A 20,208-nucleotide genomic window follows, 5' to 3' on the forward strand; every position below is an offset into this window, starting at 1 on the left:
GAGTGACACCTGACCTTTTACCGTGGCGGGAGAACGTTTCGTAATGAGCAATCCAGAAAGCAACACTGCATCCATTCTGCAGAAAAACAAGAAGGTCCTGATCGCGAGCCTGACCGGCAGCGCCATCGAATGGTTTGATTATTTTCTCTATGGCACCGCCGCCGCGCTGGTGTTTAACAAAATCTTCTTTCCGATGGTCGACCCGGTCATCGGCCTGATCCTCTCCTGGCTCTCCTTTTCGCTCACCTTTTTTATCCGCCCCATCGGCGGGGTCATTTTCGCCCACATCGGCGATCGCATCGGTCGCAAGAAGACGCTGGTGCTGACCCTGTCGCTGATGGGCAGCGCCACGGTGGCCATTGGCCTGCTGCCCACCTACGAAATGGTGGGCCTGTGGGCGCCCGCCCTGCTGATTACCCTGCGCATTATTCAGGGCATGGGTATCGGCGGCGAATGGGGCGGCGCGCTGCTGCTGGCCTACGAATACGCCCCGGAAAAGCGGAAAGGCTTTTTCGGCAGTATTCCTCAGGCCGGCGTGACCATCGGCATGCTGATGGCGACCTTTATCGTCTCGCTGATGACCCTGTTCGATGAGGCGCAGTTTCTTGCCTGGGGCTGGCGCATTCCGTTCCTGCTCAGCTCCGTCCTCGTTTTCCTCGGCCTATGGATCCGCAAAGATATCGACGAAACGCCCGCCTTTAAGCAGGTGAAACAGTCTGGCCAGGTGGCGAAGGCTCCGCTGCGCGTGACGCTCAAACACCACTGGCGGGAGGTGCTGATCGCCGCGGGTCTGAAAGTGGTGGAGACCGCCCCCTTCTATATCTTCTCTACCTTTGTGGTCAGCTACGCCACTACCACCCTGAGCTATCAGAAGTCGCAGGCGCTGGAATCCGTCACCCTCGGCGCGCTGGTGGCCACCGTGATGATCCCGCTGATGGGGCTGCTGTCCGACAAGGTGGGCCGGCAAAAGATGTACACCCTGAGCGTGGTGCTGCTGGGGCTGTTTATCGTTCCGTGGTTCCTGCTGCTCGACACCGGCACCAGCTGGGGCATTATGCTGGCGACGATCGTTGCCTTCGGCATCCTGTGGGCGCCGGTGACCGCGGTGCTGGGTACCCTGTGCTCAGAGATTTTCAGCGCCAATGTGCGCTACACCGGGATCACCCTGGGTTACCAGCTGGGCGCCGCGCTGGCCGGGGGCACCGCGCCGCTTATCGCCACCGGTCTGCTGGCGAAATACGATGGTGACTGGCGACCGGTGGCCATCTACCTGGGCGTTACGGTGGCGATTTCGCTGCTGGCGATATTCTGCGCCAGCCGGATGAAATCCGTCCCTGGCGCGGCGCGCCCCCGGGCGGAAAGCGCCTAACCGCAGCCGGTCCGGGTCGACCATCCTGCCCGGCGGCGCTGCGCTTGCGCGGGCCTACAGGAAGATCGCGCCTCGTGGGAAACCGCTCATCCCAGGCTCAGTAAGACAGTAGGCCCGGTAAGGCGCCAGCCGCCACCGGGCAGTAAAGCTGCTGCGAAGCCGACTATCCCGCCCGGCGGCGCTGCGCTTGCGCGGGCCTACAGGGAGATCGCGCCACGCGGGAAACCGCTCATCCCAGGCTCAGTAAGAAAGTAGGCCCGGTAAGGCGCCAGCCGCCACCGGGCAGTAAAGCCGCTGCGAAGCCGACTATCCCGCCCGGCGGCGCTGCGCTTGCGCGGGCCTACAGGGAGATCGCGCCACGCGGGAAACCGCTCATCCCAGGCTCAGTAAGACAGTAGGCCCGGTAAGGCGCCAACCGCCACCGGGCAGTAAAGCTGCTGCGAAGCCGACTATCCCGCCCGGCGGCGCTGCGCTTGCGCGGGCCTACGGGGGATCATACCGCGGGTGAAACTACACCCTTCCGGGCCCGGTAAGCATCCAGGCCCGGTAAGGCGCCAACCGCCACCGGGCAGTAAAGCCGCTGCGGAGCCGAGTATCCCGCCCGGCGGCGCTGCGCTTGCGCGGGCCTACAGGGAGATCGCGCCACGTGGGAAACCGCTCATCCCAGGTTCAGTAAGACAGTAGGCCCGGTAAGGCGCCAGCCGCCACCGGGCAGTAAAGCTGCTGCGAAGCCGACCATCCTGCCCGGCGGCGCTGCGCTTGCGCGGGCCTACGGGGGGATCATACCGCGGGTGAAACTGCACCCTTCCGGGCCCGGTAAGCATCCAGGCCCGGTAAGGCGCCAGCCGCCACCGGGCAGACAAACGAGAACAACGGTTAAGACGACTTGTAGCCGGCCGCCAGGGCCGGCGGGTGTCAGGCGCTCTGATTGTCCAGCTGAAGCTGCCCCTCGCGCCGCTGCTTCAGCTTCCAGAAGGCCCACAGCGCGATAAACCACAGCGGAGAAGCCAGCAGCGCCAGCAGCGTGTCCGGGTCAAAGATCATGATGAAGATAGCGAACGCGAAGAACAGCAGGCTCACCCAGCTCATCGCCACGCCAAAGGGCATCTTAAAGATCGAACCGGCGTGCAGGTCCGGACGCTGACGGCGATAAACCAGATAGGCCACGAGGATCATCCCCCAGCTGAACACCACCATAATCGCCGCCAGGGTCGAGACGATGGTAAACAGGGTCATCACATTCGGCACCAGGAACAGCAGCAGCGTACCGATCAGCATACAGAAGCAGGAAAACAGCAGGCTGCGCACCGGGATGCGGGTGCTGCGCGACAGAATACGGAACTGCCAGTGCGCATGCTTCTCCACCGACAGGCCGTACAGCATGCGGGTGCTGGAGAAGACCCCGCTGTTGGCCGAGGACATCGCCGAGGTCAGCGCCACGAAGTTAATCACCGCCGCCGCCGCGGGCAGCCCGGCTTTGGCAAACAGCGTCACGAAGGGGCTGGTCTCCGCCGACACTCCCGGCCAGGAGGCGACAGCGATGATCACCACCATCGACAGCAGATAGAAGATGATAATCCGCAGCGGCAGGGCATTGATCGCCTTGGGCAAAATGCGCTGTGGATCGCGGGTCTCCGCCGTCATCGTCCCCAGCAGTTCGATGCCGGTAAAGGAGAAGATCGCTATCTGGAAGCCGGCGAAAAAGCCGGTGATACCGTGAGGCATAAAGGCCGTCGGGTCGGTGAGATGGCTCAGAGAAGCCGTCACGCCGTCCGGAGAGGTCCAGCCGGTGGCAATCATCCAGCCGCCGGTGGCGATCAGGGCGATAATGGTGATCACCTTGATCAGGGCGAACCAGAACTCCGCCTCGCCAAACATTTTCACCGACAGCAGGTTGAGCAGGAACAGGATAGCCAGCATGCTGAGGGCCGGCATCCACGCCGACAGCTCGGGGAACCAGTACTGCATATAGCTCCCGCACACCACCACGTCGGCGATACAGGTCACCACCCAGCTCAGCCAGTAGGTCCAGCCGAGATAAAAGCTGGCCTGCGGTCCGAGATATTCGCCGACAAAGTCGGCAAACGAGCGGTAGTCATGGCGGGTGAGCAGCAGCTCCCCCATCGCCCGCATCACCATATAGGTAAAGAACCCGACCAGCACATAGATAACCAGAATCGAGGTGCCGGCGACGGCGATGTTGCGCCCCGCCCCCATAAACAGCCCGGTGCCGATGGCGCCGCCGAGGGCGATCATCTGGATATGGCGGGCGCCAAGCCCGCGCTTAAGCTGTGACGCGCCTTCACCTCCGGCGGCAGATGGCGCCTGATGTTGATGTTCAGTCATGGTGTTTCCTCAGGCTGGTTGCGGGAGGCGAAGCGCCGCGGCGCGGAGCAGCAGCCCGGCGCGCTGGCCGGTGGCGACCCCGGCATTGGGAAAGAGGATATAGGGGGCCCGGGCCTGCACCACCCACCGTTTCTCTGCCTGGCGGGCGATCTCATACCCTGCCGGGAGCGCGGTGAAGTTCTCGACGTTGGCCGCCAGATTGAGCGTAAATTCCCCTTCGCGCTTGATGATGCTCTCCTCGACCAGGAAGTAATCCACCGGCGCTTTGTCGCGCGTGGGCAGCGGCGCGTCAGAAATCCAGGCCCGGATCGCCGCGTCGGCGGCGGCGAACAGGCTGAGATCGTTGGCGCCGAACGGCATCACTTTTCCCAGCTCAAGGGTGGCGCTTTGCGCGGCGAACTTTTCGCAGGTGAAATGAGTGAAGGTGCCGCCCGCTTCGGTATGGCGCACGATGGCGTCCATCCCGCTGGCCTGCAGCAGCTGGTAGAAGCCGGGCGAAAAATCCTCCGCGTGGGCCGGGAGCAACGCAAACTGGCGATACAGCGACCCGCGAATGGCGGTATGCATATCGAGATGGCTGCGGCTGACCGGCCCCGCCGCGTCGGCGGCGCGATAGAAGGCTTGCACCGCCTGCTCGAGGGCAAAAGCCCGCCGCGACTCATTGCCCGGGGAGACCGCCAGATGGCGGCCGCCGAACAGGCGATTGAGGTCGTTGTGCAGATAGCGACGCGCGGCGCGGATCGCCGGCAGGTTACCAAAGACGATCAGCAGCGCCTGGGTGAGCGGCTGCCGCCCCTGGCTCAGATCGTGGGTCAGCTGCAGCAGCAGCTCGGTCGGCGCGGTCTCATTGCCATGGACGCCAGCGGAGAGGATCGTCGCCTGACGCCACGGCGTGGACGGCAGCAGCTGCAGGATGCCCTCGCCCAGCCAGCGGGTCTCGATGTGCGCCGGAAAGGTCCACCCCTGCAGGCGGCAGTGCAGTAAATCGTTAACCAGATGCTCCATCTGCCGCTCCTTAACGCTGAAAATCATAGACAGGGCCCAGACGCAGGATCTGCGTCAGCTCATCCAGCGCCTGATAAACCTCGCGCAGCAGCTGCGGGTCCGCCAGATCGCGGGCGTGCAGCCGGTCACGGTAGTGTTTTTCCACCCACGCCGTCAGCTGCTGGTAACGCTCGTCGTTCATCAGGCTGTGGGCGTTGACCGCGTCGCGCTCCGCCTCGTTGAGCACCACCCGCAGCCGCAGGCAGGCCGGGCCGCCGCCGTTGCGCATGCTTTCCCGCAGGTCAAAAACCGCCACTTCATCGATCGGCGACGCGATGTCGGCCGCAAGGTCGCCCAGGTAGCGCCAGACGTTTTCCCGCTGCCGGCACTCCTCTGGCACCACGATCAGCATCTTGCCGTCGGGTTTGCTCAGCAGTTGGCTGTTGAACAGATAGGAGGCCACGGCGTCATCGAGCGACACCCGCTCGTCCGGCACTTCCACGCTGGTAAACGGGATATCGAGACGGTCGCTTTTTGCCCGCAGCGTCGCCAATACTGTCGACTGATCGACAAACGCCTGCTGATGGTGGAACAGCACATGGCGATTGCTGACCGCGATAACGTCGTTATGAAACACGCCGCGATCGATAGCCTGCGGCGCCTGCTGGGCAAACACCGTATAGCGCGGATCCAGCTGGTGCAGACGGGCCACCGCTTCGCTGGCCTCCAGGGTCTGCCGCGCCGGATACTTCACCGGGGCGATGCCGCCGCTGGCGCGTCGACCGTAGACAAACAGCTGCACGCCCTGACGATCGTACTCCCGGCAGAAGCGGTTATGGTTGGCCGCCCCTTCGTCGCCGAGGTCGCCATGCTGCGGTAGCGCCGCGTGATGGGCGAAGTAGCGCGGATCGGCGAAGGTGGCGCGCAGGATCGCCGAGGTGGTGGGCGCCTCCTGCATGCGGTGCAGCTTATTGTTCAGGTTGGCGACAGTGAAATGGACTTTGCCATCGGCGCTGTCCGCCGACGGCGAAACGGTCGCCGCGTTGGCGGTCCACATCGACGAGGCGGAGCTGAAGGCGGAGAGCAGCTGCGGCGCCGCCTGGGCCGCCTGGCGGATGACCTGCTCATCGCTACCCTCGAATCCCAGGTCGCGCAGCAGGCGCAGGTTCGGCCGCGGCTGCGGCGGCAGGATCCCCTGCACGAATCCGCGGTCGGCCAGGGCTTTCATTTTATACAGCCCCTGCAGCGCGGCCTTTTTAGGGTTAGAGAGACCATCGCGGTTATTTTGCGAGGCTTCATTGCCGACGGAGAGTCCGGCGTAGTGGTGCGTCGGGCCGACCAGGCCATCAAAGTTAGCTTCAAAACCAGACATATGTCCTCACAGGATCCGTTATCAAAATGGCAGGCCCGGCGATACGTTCGCCGGAAGCGTCAGCGTGTCGCTGACCAGAGAGGCCATCGGCCAGGCACAGTAATCGGCGGCGTACCACGCTGCCGCGCGGTGGTTGCCGGAGGCGCCCACCCCGCCAAACGGCGCTTTACTGGAAGCGCCGGTCAGCGGCTTGTTCCAGTTGACGATCCCGGCTCGCGCCTCGTCCGCCAGCTGGTCAAACTGCGCCGCATCGCGGGAGATCAGCCCTACGGCCAGGCCATAGCGGGTCTGGTTGGCGAGGCGAATCGCCTCCGGGAAGTCGTCGTAACGGATAACCGTCAGCAGCGGACCAAAGTACTCTTCATCCGGCACCTCGATACCGGTGACATCGACGATCCCCGGGGTCAGCACCGTGGAGTGCGGGTCAGGCTGGCGCATACGCAGCAGCACCTTGCCGCCGAGCGCCTCCAGTTTCTGCTGCGCCGCCAGCATGTTCTGCGCCGCCTCAAGGGAAATCACCCCGCCCATAAACGGCGCCGGCTGGTCATTCCATTTCCCGGCGCGGATCTGCGCGCTGGCCTCCACCAGTCGCCGCAGCAGCGCATCCCCCTGCTCGCCGCGCTGAACGATCAGCCGGCGCGCGCAGGTGCAGCGCTGTCCGGCGGAGATAAACGCCGACTGGATAATCACATGCAGCGCCGCATCGACATCGGCCACGTCGGCCACGATCAGCGCGTTGTTGCCGCCCATCTCGAGGGCCAGCATCTTCTCCGGTTGACCGCCGAAGTAGCGATGGAAGTGGAAACCCGCCGCCGCGCTGCCGGTGAACAGCACGCCGTCGATATCGCGGTTTTCCAGCAGCGCCTGGCCGGTGGCTTTCCCGCCCTGCAGCAGGTTAATCACCCCGTCGGGGACGCCCGCCTGCTGCCACAGCTGGACCGTCAGTTCCGCAGTGGCCGGCGTCAGCTCGCTGGGTTTAAACACCACGGTGTTACCGGCGATCAGCGCCGGAATGATATGCCCGTTGGGCAGATGGCCCGGGAAGTTGTAGGGACCGAAGACCGCCATCACGCCGTGCGGCTTGTGGCGCAGCTGCGCTTTACCGTCCGGCAGGGTCGACTCGTGAAAGCCTGTCCGCTGGTGATAGGCCTCGACGGAGATGGCGGCTTTGCCGATCATCGCCTGCACTTCGGTGCGAGTCTCCCACAGCGGCTTGCTGGTCTCCCGGGAGATCAAGGTCGCCAGCGCCTCTTTGTGCGTCTCCAGCAGCGCGGCGAAACGCTGGACGACGTCAATACGCTCGGCCAGCGGGCGGTGCGACCAGGGATAAAACGCCGCCCGCGCCGCGGCGCAGGCCGCCTGGACGTCGTCGGCCCCCGCGCTGGCCGCCTGCCACAGCAGAGATTGATCCTCCGGGGCCAGTTTACTCATCGTAGCGCCGCTGCCCGGCTGCCACTGCCCGGCTATGAACTGTGCTTTTACCGCCATGATCTGTTTTCCTCTGGGTTCAGGGTTACCGTGTAAACGCGGTCGGTTTCAGTGACCTGCAGCGCATCCAGCGCGGCGGCGTCCAGTGAGACCTGCTCTTCGTGGGCCACCAGCAGCGCCCGAAAATTGTCGAACTGACCGTTGGCGACCAGCGTCGGCGCCGACAGCGTGCCCGTCAGCTGCTGAGCCGGCAGGCACTGGCAGTCGCGCACGGCGCGGATCTGATCGGTCTCCGCCTCCAGCACCGGACCGGCATCGAAAATATCCACCGAGCCGCGCCAGCTGAACCCCTCTTTCTCGAGGATCGCCCGCGCCGGGGCGGTGTTGGGATGCACCTGACCGATGACCTGACGGGCATTCTCCGGCAGCAGCGAGATATAGATCGGGTACGCCGGCATCAGCTCGGCAATAAAGGTTTTCATGCCGGTGCCGGTCAGCCGGTCGGCATCGGCGAACGGGATCTCGAAGAAGTGATGGCCCAGCGCATCCCAGAACGGCGACTGCCCTTGCTCATCGCTGCAGCCGCGCAGTTCGGCAAACAGGTGCGGCGAAAACCACTCGCGGAAGGCGGCGATAAACAAAAACCGCGCCTTGGAGAGCAGCAGACCGTTGCGGTTGCGCTGATACCCGGGGTCGAGAAACAGCGTACACAGCTCGCTGTGACCGGTGTGGTCATAGCTCAGATTGAGCAGCTCCTGAGGCTTATAGACCCCCAGCGCTTTCGAGGCGCGAACCGTTTTCTGAATGCGAAAATTGTAAAACGGCTCGTCCAGGCCCACCGCCACCTCAATGGCGCTGACCCCCACCACCCGCTCCAGCGCGGTGTCTTCCAGCACAAACAGAAAGCCTTGCTGGCCGCGCGGCAGCGCGCCGGCGAAGGTGTCAATGCTGCGGCGTATCCGGGCGGCCAGGCGCCCGGCATCATGGGGTAAAGAGGTCATGCCGACCCCCGCCCGCGCGGCAAGGCGGACGATGTCGTCAAGATCGTTTTCCCTTACGGGACGAAATAGCATCACAGGCCGTCCTCCCGGTTAGCGGGTTAAGCGGGCAACGGCGCGATCAAGGCGCACGAAGGCTTGCGCAATATCCGCCAGCGGGATATTGAGCGCCGGCGCGAAGCGCAGCACGTCCGGACCGGCAATCAGGGCGATCACCCCCTCTTCCGCCGCCAGGTTGGTCAGGGTTTTGGCCTTCCCGCGCAGCGGTCCGGCCAGCTCGGCGCCGATCAGCAGACCGGCGCCGCGCACGGCGCTGAACGCATCGTAGCGGGCAGAGAGGGCATTCAGCTGGTCGACGATCAGCGCATGGCGCTCGCCGACGCCCGCCAGCAGCGGCGCATCCAGATGGGCCAGCACGGCGTTGGCGACGGTCGCCGCCAGCGGGTTACCGCCGAAGGTGGTGCCATGGGTGCCTGGCTGGAAGACCTGCGCCCAGGCCTCTTTCGCCAGCATCGCGCCGATCGGGAAGCCGCCCCCCAGCCCTTTGGCGCTGGTGAGGATGTCCGGGACGACGTTGTAATGCTGGTAGGCGTAGAGATGGCCGGTACGACCGGCGCCGGTCTGCACCTCATCGAATATCAGGGTGGCGTGATGGCGATCGCAGAGGGCGCGCAGCGCCTGGAGGAACGCCGGGTCCGCCGGGATCACCCCGCCTTCGCCGATAATCGGCTCGACGATCACCGCGCAGGTACGTGAGGAGATCGCCGCGGTGACCGCCTCGATATCGTTATAGGGCAGATGGGTAATGCCCTGCGGCAGCGGCGCATAATCGCTGGAATATTTCGGCTGGCCGCCGACGGAGACGGTGAACAGCGTGCGGCCATGGAAGGCGTGGTTGAAGGCGATGATTTCGCTTTTTTCACCGCCGAACTTATCGTGGGCATATTTCCGCGCCAGCTTAAGGGCCGCCTCGTTCGCTTCAGCGCCGGAGTTGCAGAAGAACACCTTGTCGGCAAAGGTGGACTGCACCAGGGTTTTCGCCAGCTGCAGCACCGGTTCGTTGGTATAGCCATTGCCGATATGCCACAGTTTCGCCAGCTGACCCTGCAGGGCCTCAGCCAGCGCCGGGTGGGCATGGCCGAGGGCGTTCACTGCGATGCCGCCGGCCATATCGATATACTCTTTCCCCTGCTGGTCCCAGACGCGGGAGCCCGCCGCCCTCACCGGAATAAACGGCGCGGGGGCAAAACAGGGAACCAGGTAAGCGTCAAAATCTTCGCGAGTCATACTGCCTGACATCATTCATCTCCGGAACGTAAGACGACGGAAAACGCTCCCGCCGCGTTGGACAATCGACATTAACCCTGACCCTCGGCTTATTTTGGGCACGAGCGCGCCCGCTGCGATGGTAAAAATATTCACCACAGAAAAGTTAAGCCCTATTATTTTTACGGGTATTTGTTAATTCATGGTTAACGCCATGTTGTTGTGTGGGCTAATGCTGGCCTGTGAACAATAAGATTGTCAATATGGGGAAACGCAATTTATTCACTTTTTGAAGATCATCAAGATAATGAAAAACATAGAAAAAATATTTTCTTATGCACTTAAGTGAATAAAAAGTGAATTAAAATGCACAGCTTGCGGGTGGTTCTCGTGCGTAGTTATTCACTTAAAAAATAAAATTTCTAACAAAAATTTAAAAATCGGAATTGCCGTCAAATACCGCTTTATAAAATTGGTGATACCATTCATTGCACAGAGTTTACTGCTGTAGCTATTCCACGGTTTTACACGACATAAATAACACTGAGAAACAGGACTCTTATGGAAAAGTTATCTTACGCATCTGAAAGTAGTACATCTCCATGGACCACCTACCTGCGCCAGATCGACCGTGTCGCGCCTTATCTCGGCGATCTTGCCTACTGGGTGGAAACCCTGCGCCATCCGAAGCGTGCGCTGATCGTCGACATCCCTGTGCAGATGGACGACGGCACCATTCGCCACTTCGAGGGCTATCGCGTTCAGCACAATCTTTCGCGTGGGCCGGGTAAAGGTGGTGTTCGCTACCATCCGGATGTTGATCTTAACGAAGTCATGGCACTTTCTGCCTGGATGACCATTAAGTGCGCCGCGGTCAATATTCCTTACGGCGGGGCCAAAGGCGGCATCCGCGTCGACCCCTTCTCGCTGTCGGAAGGTGAACTGGAACGCCTGACTCGCCGCTATACCAGCGAAATCGGCATTATCATCGGGCCGCAGAAAGATATTCCGGCGCCGGACGTTGGCACCAACGGCAAAGTGATGGCGTGGATGATGGACACCTACTCCATGAACCATGGCACCACCATCACCGGCGTAGTCACCGGCAAGCCGATCCACCTCGGCGGCTCCCTCGGTCGTGAAAAAGCCACCGGACGCGGCGTGTTCGTCACCGGCCGGGAAGTGGCCCGTCGCGCCGGCATCGAAATTGAAGGCGCTAAAGTGGCGCTGCAGGGCTTTGGTAACGTCGGTAGCGAAGCGGCGCGCCTGTTCGCCGGCGTCGGCGCCCGCGTAGTGGTCATTCAGGATCACACCGCCACCCTGTACAACGAAGGCGGGATTGATATGGCCGCCCTCACCGCCTGGCAGGCGGAGAAAAAGCAGATCGCCGGTTTCCCGGGCGCCCAGGAGATCGATAAAGAGGCGTTCTGGACCACCCCGATGGACATCCTGATCCCGGCGGCGCTGGAAGGGCAAATCACCCGCGAGCGCGCTGAGAAGCTGAGCTGCAAACTGGTGCTGGAAGGGGCTAACGGCCCAACCTATCCGGAAGCGGACGATGTGCTGGCCGAGCGCGGGGTGATCGTGGTGCCGGACGTTATCTGCAACGCCGGCGGGGTGACCGTCAGCTACTTTGAGTGGGTGCAGGACATGGCCAGCTTCTTCTGGAGCGAAGAGGAGATCAACGCCAAGATGGACCGCATCATGACCGACGCCATTATTCACGTCTGCGATAAAGCGGCCGAGAAAGAATGTACCCTGCGTACCGCCGCCTATATCGTGGCCTGCGAGCGCATCCTGATGGCGCGTAAAGACCGCGGCATCTACCCGGGCTGATCCCCGTCAGGGAGTGAATCAGGGGTGGCATTGCGCCGCCCCTTTTTTTTGCCGTCGCGCCGTCAGCCGCCGGTGGACCACAGCACTGGCCATCCCCGACGCTGCGCCTCCGCCAGCAGCCCCGGAGAGGGATTCACCGCGCAGGGGTGGCCGACCGCGGCGAGCAGCGGCAGATCCGAGATATGATCGCCGAAGGCGTAGCACGCCGCCAGCGGCTGGCCCTGTTCCTGCGCATAGCATTGGGCATGCGCCGCCTTGTGTTCGCCGATGGCGGTCCGCCAGAGCTCGCCGGTATAGCGGTCATCCACCACGACCGGCTCTGAGCACAGGGCATGTTCCACCCCCAGCGCCGCCATCGCCGGCCAGAGAATGTCGGTCATCGACCCGGAGACAAACACCACGTCATCCCCCCACGCCTGGTGCTGCCTGAGGCGCGCCGCCACCTCGCGGTGAAAACCATATCCGCCTTCGCGATACAGGCGCTCGGCGACCGCCCGCACCCGGGGGCGCGACTCGTGGCGAAACAGCGAGTAATAGTAGCGGTTGATCGCCTCCCGCGACTGACCCGCTTCGCTGAGCGCCTGCAGCTGCCGGACAATCGCCGCGGCCGTCAAACCGCACTGCAGCGGATATTCCGCGGCATAGCGGTGCAGAAACAGGAACATACTTTTGCCGGTAATCAGCGTTTCATCCACATCAAAAAAGGCGATGCTCATCCCCGTCCCCCTGCTCAATACTGACCAGATAATGTTGATGGCACTGCGCCGCCTGCTCGCACTCTTTGCGAGTGATGTAGTTAAGGTCATAGACGCTGAAGCTAAAGCCAACTTCCGCTTTGCGAGTGCCGGTCTGGTCAAACCCCACCGAGCATTCACAGGTGAAGCGGCCATGGGCTGAACTTTTGCGCGACACCACGTTGAGGACGATGGTCACCGGCAGCGGAAAAACAAAGCAGGAAAAGGCCACCTGCAGCGAGCTCAGGGTAAAGTACTTCTCCGCCATCGCCACGCCGGCCTCCGCCAGCAGGAATTTTTCCGTGGTGGCGATGATGGTCTGCCGCGCCGCCTCGATCAGCACCATCCCCTGAATATGTTGCCCAGTCTGGTGGTCGCAGAGCAGCTCCGAGGCATCCTGCAGGATCAGGCGCGCGCAATAGCTATCCTCATCGCGTTTTTCCGGCGAGGTGATGAGGATATTCGCTTTTTTACGTTTATGTACCAGCCGCTGATGATCGCGATTGTTTTGATAATAGAGATCCTGCAGATTGACGATCTGGCGCATTGTGTCCGGATAGTGCTGACGAATAATGCAGATGGTGCGGGAGATGTCGTCGAGCTGTACCCCCTGACCGATAACGATTTTATCGACCCCGGCCAGCTCGCCGCTCCAGACAAACCGCTCAAACTCATTCACCGTCAGCACATTCTCATGCCGCCGGGCAAAATCGGTAAATTTCTCACCCACCACAATTAATTTTTCCATGGCGCTTGTCTCCTCAGATCGTTTTCACCAGTAACGCAATCCCCATCCCGCCGCCGATGCACAGCGACGCCAGGCCGGTCGGTTGATTCTCCCGGCGCAGCGCGTGCACCAGGCTGACCACAATCCGCGTCCCGGAACTACCCAGCGGATGGCCGAGGGCGATCGCGCCGCCGTGGACGTTCAGCCGGGAAGCAATCTCCTCCTCCGTCATCTGATGCGCTCTGGCCAGTCCCTTGACCACCCCCAGCACCTGCGCGGCAAAGGCTTCGTTGATCTCCAGCCGGGCCATATCGCTGAGCTGAAAACGCCCGCGGCGCAGGGCGCACGCTATCGCCGGCAGCGGGCCAAGCCCCATCATGGACGGGTCGACGCCGCCCTCGCCAAAGGAGACAATCTCCGCCAGCGGCTGCAGGCCATAGCGGGCAACGGCGCGCGCCGACGCGAGGATCACCGACGCGGCGCCATCGTTCAGCCCGGAGGCATTGCCCGCCGTGACGCTGCCGTCGGCGCGAAAGGCCGGTTTCAACGCCGCCAGCTGCTCGGCGTTAAGATCATGGCGGATCGGCTCATCCTCGCGGACCGTGCTGACGCCCCGCTTCGCGCTGACCGTCACCGGCACCATCTCATCGGCAAAATAGCCGGCGCGGCTGGCGGCGGAGGCTTTGTGATGGCTCTCCAGGGCATACTGGTCCTGCGCCGCGCGCGAGATCTGCTCCTGCGCGGCGATGGCCTCCGCCGTTTCCCCCATCGGGATCTGCAGCAGCGGATCGGTTAATCCGTCGCGCTGGATCACATCCTCACTGCTGAACGCGCCGAATTTCATCCCGCCCCTTATCTCTCCCCGCAGCAAAAACGGCGCCTGACTCATATTTTCCATTCCGCCGGCGACCACCAGGTCAGCATAACCGCTCTGGATATGGATCGCCCCTTCGGTCAGGCTTTTCATGCCGCTACCGCAGATCATATTCAGGGTGTAAGCCGGCTTTTGCACCGGGATCCCCGCCCGAAGCGCAACCTGACGCGCCGGTCCCATCCCCTGCCCGGCGGCAAGGACGCAGCCGCAGATCACCTCATCGATCCACGCCGGGTCAATGCCGGCCTGCTGCAGGTTGTGCCTGACGGTGAGCGCGGCCAGCTCCACCGCAGAGACCGTTTTCAGGGCGCCAAGAAAGCGCCCCACCGGCGTACGGCAGGCCGCGACGATATAGACTTTGTTCATGATTATTCCATTACGTAGAGCGAGGAAAGATACTGCCGTGTCCCGGCTTCGCTGCCGGTAAAGCCCACATAGCCATCGGGATTGACCACCGCATAGTCATCGGGACCGATCTGTAGCGCTTCGAGAAACGCCTCGTCCGCCGGTTCGAGGGGGCAGAATATAAACCAGCCGGCCTGCTTCAGGCGGGACATAGGAGGACAAGCGGCGCGGGCGGAAAAGATCACCACCTTACCGCTGGCGAAGACGTCATAGCTGTTGCGAAACATCGCCTGCGGCGAGGCAAAAACGTACCAGGGAACATGGTGCCCTGCCAGGCCGTCCGGGTGCTGCGCCTGCGTCGCGGTGAAGCCGGCGTACTGCAGCGGCAGCTGGTGACGATAGTAGTGACGGTTGCAAAACTCCGGAAAGTAGACCCCGTCGATATGATTTCTCGGCACCAGACCGGCAATCAGGCCGGTATCGCGATCGGTGGAGCGCAGTACACCGCTCACCGCCGCGAAGCGCTGGGCGCGATAGGACGCCGGCAGTCGGTCAGTGGCCACGCCGTGCAGATAGAAAGCCAGCTTCCAGGCGAGGTTCACCGCATCCTGGACGCCGGTGTTCATCCCCTGCCCGCCAATGGGACTGAACAGGTGGAAGGCATCTCCCGCCAGCATAATATGATGCTGCAGATTGTCATCGGCGATGCGGTTATAGAAATTGGCGCTGGAGGACCAGGTGAGCGTCTGCGCCGGCGGCACCTGAGGGCAGTAGCGCGCCAGCGCGGCGTTGATCTCCTGCAGGTCCGGCACCGGACGCGGCGTCGGCAGGCGCCCGGCTTTTTTAATCACGATCCTGACCTGATTGTCCGGCATGGGCAGGAAAATCAAAAAGCCCTGCTCATCAATATGGTAGGAGGTTCCCGGGAGCGCCGCCGCGCGGTCGAATTGCACGTCCGCCATCACAAAATGCAGCGGATAGTCATGACCGCTAAAGCCGATCCCGGCCAGCTCGCGAACGGTGCTGGCCGCGCCGTCGGCGCCGATAATATAGTCATAAGCGGCGGAACAGGCCCGGCGGGCATCGTCGAGCAGGGAGACGTGATAGCGTTCCCCCTCCCGGCGCCAGGAGACCAGCTGGTGCCCACGTTTGACCTCCCGCCCGGCGTCGGCCAACGCCGTTTCGAGGATCTTCTCCGTCCGCGGCTGCGGGATACTGACATGGAAGGGGTAACAGGTGGCGAGTCGGCGGTTATCGATATGCAGAAATTTGCGGTTTTTATAGTAAGCGTAGACTGACTGAACCTGCTTTCCCTGGGCGATCAGTTCCCCGGCAAGGCCTAAGCCGTGGAAGGCTTTAATGGTCGCCGGACTGACGCTCAGCGCTTTGGACCAGGTGGTGCTGTGGGTATTTTTATCAATGATATCAAAATCAATTCCATACTTATTCAGATAGCAGCCAATGATTAACCCTACCGGGCCGGCGCCAACAATGAGTACTTTTTTCACGATCGAGCCTCTCTGTATGCCCCGTGCGGGGCATACGCGTGTTGCCTGGGTGTAGGGTGATTAGGGATAGATATCATCGGCCAGACGACGATCGCCGGCGACATTGCAGATATGCCAGTAGGGGTATGGTTTCTCTTTCTCGCTCACGCTGTTGAGGATCGCCGTCTCCTCGTCGCTCAGCGTCCAGTTCAGCGCCGCCAGGTTATCCTCCAGCTGGGCCAGTTTGGTCGCGCCGATCACCAGCGAAGCGATCCCCGGACGGGTACGCAGCCAGTTGAGCGCCACCTGCGCGACGCTGGCGTTGCGCTGGCGGGCAATCTCCTGCATCACCTCCAGGGTCTGCCAGGCCTGCTCGCGGTTGGCGATCGGCGCGGATTCGAACGGCGTGGCGTTCGCCAGGCGACTGCCCTCGGGAAACGCCTGATTGCGTGGGTATTTGCCGGTGAGAAAGCCCCCGGCCAGCGGGCTCCAGACGGTGATGCCGACGTTCTGATCGACGCTGAGCGGGATAATCTCATGCTCCAGTTCACGCGCGGCGATATTGTAATAGCCCTGATAGACGCAGAATTTCTCCAGCCCAAGGCGCTCCGAGATCCCCAGCGCCTTCGCCAGCTGCCAGGCCGCGTAGTTGGAGACCCCGATATAGCGAATTTTCCCGGCGCGGATCAGCGTATCCAGCGTGCGCAGGGTATCCTCCAGCGCGGTGCGCGGATCGAACCCGTGAAGGTGATAGATATCGATATAATCGGTCTTCAGCCGCTGCAGGCTGGCCTCGACGGCATTGATGATATGGTAGCGCGAGGCCCCCAGCGCGTTCGGGTTGGGGTCGGTTTGCCAGCGTCCTTTGGTACCGATAATCACCTGCTGGCGTTTTCCCTTCAGCGCGTTGCCGAGCAGCACTTCGCCCTGGCCATTCTTATAACAGTCCGCGGTATCAAAAAAGTTAATCCCGGCGTCCAGCGCTTTGTACACCAGATCGTAGGCCGTCTGCTCAGGCACCACGCCGAATTCCGACCAGTTGCGCCCCGGCGCGCCGAGAAAGGCCCCTTTCTCGCCAAACGTCATGGCGCCAAAACAGAGCTCCGAAACCGACAGCCCGGTGGAACCTAAATATCGATACTTCATGCTTGACTTCCTTTTAAAGGTGACAACGTCACACTAGCGATAACCCATCCGCTGGCGGTCAGGCAAGCACCGGCCAGGGGAATGTGAGAGAGAGAGACGCCGGAGGCGAGCAGCAGCCCGCCAAACCAGGCGCCGCCGGCATTGCCGAGGTTAAAGGCGGCGATATTGCACGAAGAGACCATGCTTTTGCCGCTCTCACTGCTGTCCAGCGCCTGCATCTGCAGCGGCGGAATGGTGGAGAACATCGCCGCCCCCAGCAGAAACACCGCCGCGCAGGCGCCGGGCAGCGTCTGAATCGCCCATGGAAAAAGACACAGGACGACGCTCAGCAAGGCGAGAGTTAGCAGCAGCGCCCGGCGGACGCCGCCGTCGGTCAGTCGGCCGCCAAGATGATTCCCGGCGACCATCCCGACGCCGAACAGCATTAGTACCGGCGGAATGAGGTGTTCGCTCATCCCGGTGACGGTTTTCAGCATCGGCGCGATGTAGGTGAAGGCGGCGAAGACGCCGGAGAACCCGAGGGCGGTGATCAGCAGGCTGCGCAGCACCGCGGGATGACGGAGCACCTTCAGCTCATCGCGGATCCGGCTCTGGGCCGACGGCTGCGCCTGACGGCCAGGCACCAGGGCGATCACCGCCAGGGCGGAGAGAATGCCGATCAGCGTGACCATATAGAAGGTATAGCGCCAGCCAAGGTACTGCCCCACCCAGGCGCCGAGCGGCACGCCCAGAATATTGGCCAGGGTGGCGCCGAGAAACACGGCGGAGACCGCCGAAGCCCGTTTATTCACCGGCGCCAGCTCCGCGGCATAGACCGAGCTTATTCCGAAGAACGAGGCGTGAGCGAACGCAGTTATTACCCGGGCAATAATTAGCATGGTCATATTACCAGCGATCGCGCAGCCTAAATTTCCAATGGAAAATAAGATCATTAAAAATAACAGCGCCGGTTTTTTGCGATAACGGCTTAATAGAGGCGTCAGCAGCGGCGCGCCAATCACCACCCCACAGGCATAAGCGGTAATAGACCAGGCGGCGAGCGTAATGGATATATGAAAGTCATGGGCCACATCGAGTAATAAACCCATAATCACAAATTCGGTGGTGCCAATACCAAATGAACCCACGGAAAGCGCATACACCGCCGCAGGCAATCCCGCCGGACGGGAAACAGCAATAGTCATAAGTTACCTTATCTCCCGCCAGACCGGCGGGAGGAGCGTATTCAGGAGATTATTTTTCGATTAAATTAAAGTCGCCCTGGTTATAGCGTAATCCGGCGACGTTTTCGGGAGCGAAAATAAGATCGATGGCGAGAATATCCTCAGGGGAGAGCATAATATCGGCCGCAGCGGCATTATCGCGCAGATGGTTCATTTTTCGCGCCCCGGGGATCGGCACGATATCTTCCCCTTTGCTCATCACCCAGGCGAGGGCCATCTGCGCCAGGGTGGCCTCGTAGCGGCTGGCGACCTGCTGCAGACGGTCGAGCAGTTGCTGGTTTTTGCGCATGGTTTCGGCCTGGAAGCGCGGCAGATTGCGACGAAAATCATCGGCTGCGAAGACGCCGGGGTCGGTGATCTGGCCCGTCAGGAAGCCGCGGCCCAGCGGACTGTAAGGGACAAAGCCCACGCCCAGCTCGCGGCAGGCTTTGAGGATGCCGCCCTCCGGCTCACGGGTCCACAGCGAGTATTCCGTCTGCACCGCGGCGATCGGATGCACCTTGCAGGCCCGGCGCAGCGTCTGGGCTGACACTTCCGACAGCCCGATATGGCGAATTTTACCCTCTTTGACCAGGTCGGCCATGGTGCCCACCACCTCTTCCACCGGCACCGCGGGATCGACGCGGTGCTGATAGAGCAGATCGATGGTCTCGATATTCAGCCGCTTCAGCGACCCTTCCACCGCCTCGCGAATATGTTCCGGACGGCTGTCGACGCCGGCCATCCGCTCCAGCCCCTGGCCGGTCGGCAGAATACGAAAGCCAAATTTGGTGGCAATCTGCACCTTATCGCGGATGCCTTTAATCGCTTTCCCAACAAGGACTTCATTGTCAAAAGGCCCATACACTTCGGCGGAATCCAGGAAGGTCACCCCCATGTCCACTGCGGCATGGATGGTATTTATCGCCTGCGACTCCTCAGCGCCGCCATAGGCGAAACTCATTCCCATACACCCGAGACCCAATGCGGAAACCTGGAACTTCTCTTTTCCGAGATAACGTGTTTTCACCTTATTTTCCTTACGTGCTGAATGTTATTAAATATATACTTCCCTTTTACATTGATAACAATTAATCTATTCCGAACGCGGTGTTAGCTGGAAATTAACAATGAAAACGTTGCCTGATTTGCAACAAATTGAAATATTAATACTCATAGTGAAACATGGCAGTTTTCGGCAAGCTGCCAGAGCATTAAATCTTTCACCGCCGGCCCTCACCAGCGCTATTAATCATCTGGAAGAAAAATTAGGCGTGCGCCTGCTCAATCGCTCGACGCGCAGTTTGTCTTTAACCGCCGTAGGTGAGGAATTTCTTAATAATATGACGCCGGTGGTGAATGATTATCGCCGGGTGGTCGACAGTCTGAATTATCACCGTCTGACCCCGGAAGGGGTGGTGAAAGTCAATTTACCGCGCATAGTTCTCGACCTTTTCTTTCAGCGCTATTTTATTGCTTTTAAAACCGCCTATCCTGACGTGACGCTGGAGTTGTTTACCACCGATCGGAAAGTGAATATTATCGAGTCCGGTTTTGACGCTGGCATTCGCTATTCCCGGGACGTGCCCAAAGATATGATTGCCATCCCCTTTGGCGAGAAGCTGTCGCTGATCCCAGTGGCCAGCCCGGACTATCTCCACGAGGCCGGAGCGCCCGACACCCCGCAGTCGCTGGTCAATTTCCGCTGCATCAACCGCTGTTTTCCCAGCGGCGAAAAGTACCGGTGGGAATTTATCAGCCCCGACGGCGAGCCAGGCGAAGTCGCCGTCAAGGGCGATCTGGTCGTCGATTCCGATACGGCGATGATTCAGGCGGCGGAGAGCGGACTGGGGATCGCCTTTGTCTATCAGTCGCTGGTGTCCGCGCAACTGAACGCCGGCAGCCTGGTTCGCTTATTACCCAGCTACCGCTACCCGGCGGATCATTTCTGCGTCTACTATCCGAGTCGCAAACATATTCCCGCGCCCCTGCGCGCTTTTATCACCTGGGTGATGGCGCAGAATAAGAGTATCCTCCATGAGAAAATGATTTGAGGGGGTATCCTCCTGTCGCCACAATAAACGCACACACCGT

16 protein-coding genes and 1 pseudogene are annotated in these 20,208 nt (G+C 61.5%); 4 read left to right on the plus strand and 13 right to left on the minus strand.

The features are described 5' to 3' along the window. The first annotated feature begins 43 nt into the window (after window positions 1-43). Window positions 44-1,369: an MFS transporter gene (locus AC6CWS_RS14205; RefSeq protein WP_023289485.1), complete on the plus strand. Its 1,326-nt coding sequence runs from the start codon at window positions 44-46 to the stop codon at window positions 1,367-1,369. Between the two features lie 915 nt (window positions 1,370-2,284). Here AC6CWS_RS14205 and AC6CWS_RS14210 read toward each other — a convergent pair. The 6 genes from AC6CWS_RS14210 to AC6CWS_RS14235 are packed head-to-tail and all read right to left on the minus strand — an operon-like array spanning window position 2,285 to window position 9,796. Continuing rightward, window positions 2,285-3,715, minus strand: coding sequence for an amino acid permease (locus AC6CWS_RS14210; protein WP_032452677.1), 1,431 nt, complete (start codon window positions 3,713-3,715; stop codon window positions 2,285-2,287). A gap of 9 nt (window positions 3,716-3,724) precedes the next feature. Beyond that, window positions 3,725-4,720 (minus strand): succinylglutamate desuccinylase, encoded by a 996-nt coding sequence (gene astE, locus AC6CWS_RS14215; protein WP_065882249.1) that lies wholly within the window; start codon window positions 4,718-4,720, stop codon window positions 3,725-3,727. Window positions 4,721-4,730: 10 nt separating this feature from the next. Then, complete coding sequence (gene astB, locus AC6CWS_RS14220) at window positions 4,731-6,071, minus strand: N-succinylarginine dihydrolase (RefSeq protein WP_065882247.1); 1,341 nt, start codon at window positions 6,069-6,071, stop codon at window positions 4,731-4,733. A gap of 21 nt (window positions 6,072-6,092) precedes the next feature. Then, window positions 6,093-7,559 (minus strand): succinylglutamate-semialdehyde dehydrogenase, encoded by a 1,467-nt coding sequence (astD, locus tag AC6CWS_RS14225; RefSeq protein ID WP_048334917.1) that lies wholly within the window; start codon window positions 7,557-7,559, stop codon window positions 6,093-6,095. Continuing rightward, window positions 7,550-8,572, minus strand: a complete 1,023-nt coding sequence (gene astA, locus AC6CWS_RS14230; protein WP_023289480.1) for an arginine N-succinyltransferase — start codon at window positions 8,570-8,572, stop codon at window positions 7,550-7,552. The genes astD and astA overlap by 10 nt, the downstream gene beginning before the upstream one ends. Before the next feature lie 18 nt (window positions 8,573-8,590). After that, window positions 8,591-9,796, minus strand: coding sequence for a bifunctional succinylornithine transaminase/acetylornithine transaminase (locus AC6CWS_RS14235; RefSeq protein WP_023289479.1), 1,206 nt, complete (start codon window positions 9,794-9,796; stop codon window positions 8,591-8,593). Between the two features lie 169 nt (window positions 9,797-9,965). On the opposite strand from AC6CWS_RS14235, the pseudogene AC6CWS_RS14240 reads away from it, so the two are divergent. Further along, window positions 9,966-10,112 (plus strand): annotated as a pseudogene (locus AC6CWS_RS14240) (hypothetical protein). A 212-nt stretch (window positions 10,113-10,324) separates the two neighbouring features. Next, on the plus strand, window positions 10,325-11,599 hold the full coding sequence (locus tag AC6CWS_RS14245; RefSeq protein WP_023289478.1) for a Glu/Leu/Phe/Val family dehydrogenase: 1,275 nt from the start codon (window positions 10,325-10,327) through the stop codon (window positions 11,597-11,599). Window positions 11,600-11,661: 62 nt separating this feature from the next. On the opposite strand, the gene AC6CWS_RS14250 is transcribed toward AC6CWS_RS14245, so the two are convergent. The 7 genes from AC6CWS_RS14250 to AC6CWS_RS14280 are packed head-to-tail and all read right to left on the minus strand — an operon-like array spanning window position 11,662 to window position 19,144. After that, on the minus strand, window positions 11,662-12,315 hold the full coding sequence (locus AC6CWS_RS14250) for an HAD family hydrolase (protein WP_065882245.1): 654 nt from the start codon (window positions 12,313-12,315) through the stop codon (window positions 11,662-11,664). Continuing rightward, window positions 12,296-13,081 carry an AfsA-related hotdog domain-containing protein gene (locus AC6CWS_RS14255; protein WP_023289476.1) on the minus strand — a complete coding sequence of 262 codons (786 nt, stop codon included), beginning with the start codon at window positions 13,079-13,081 and terminating at the stop codon, window positions 12,296-12,298. The genes AC6CWS_RS14250 and AC6CWS_RS14255 overlap by 20 nt, the downstream gene beginning before the upstream one ends. Window positions 13,082-13,094: 13 nt before the next feature. After that, the gene (locus AC6CWS_RS14260; protein WP_065882242.1) at window positions 13,095-14,300 is read right to left on the minus strand and encodes an acetyl-CoA C-acyltransferase; all 1,206 of its coding nucleotides are present in this window, start codon (window positions 14,298-14,300) and stop codon (window positions 13,095-13,097) included. 2 nt (window positions 14,301-14,302) lie between these two features. Continuing rightward, window positions 14,303-15,787: an FAD-dependent oxidoreductase gene (locus AC6CWS_RS14265; RefSeq protein ID WP_064154692.1), complete on the minus strand. Its 1,485-nt coding sequence runs from the start codon at window positions 15,785-15,787 to the stop codon at window positions 14,303-14,305. 60 nt (window positions 15,788-15,847) lie between these two features. Continuing rightward, window positions 15,848-16,912 (minus strand): aldo/keto reductase, encoded by a 1,065-nt coding sequence (locus AC6CWS_RS14270; RefSeq protein ID WP_065882240.1) that lies wholly within the window; start codon window positions 16,910-16,912, stop codon window positions 15,848-15,850. Beyond that, window positions 16,909-18,096: an MFS transporter gene (locus AC6CWS_RS14275; RefSeq protein WP_065882238.1), complete on the minus strand. Its 1,188-nt coding sequence runs from the start codon at window positions 18,094-18,096 to the stop codon at window positions 16,909-16,911. Before AC6CWS_RS14275 ends, AC6CWS_RS14270 begins: the two co-directional genes overlap by 4 nt. A gap of 49 nt (window positions 18,097-18,145) precedes the next feature. Continuing rightward, complete coding sequence (locus AC6CWS_RS14280) at window positions 18,146-19,144, minus strand: aldo/keto reductase (RefSeq protein WP_065882236.1); 999 nt, start codon at window positions 19,142-19,144, stop codon at window positions 18,146-18,148. A gap of 100 nt (window positions 19,145-19,244) precedes the next feature. Here AC6CWS_RS14280 and AC6CWS_RS14285 point away from each other — a divergent pair, with 100 nt between their 5' ends. Beyond that, window positions 19,245-20,168: a LysR family transcriptional regulator gene (locus AC6CWS_RS14285; RefSeq protein ID WP_065882233.1), complete on the plus strand. Its 924-nt coding sequence runs from the start codon at window positions 19,245-19,247 to the stop codon at window positions 20,166-20,168. Window positions 20,169-20,208: the final 40 nt, after the last annotated feature.

It is taken from the genome of Klebsiella sp. M041, from assembly GCF_059759695.1.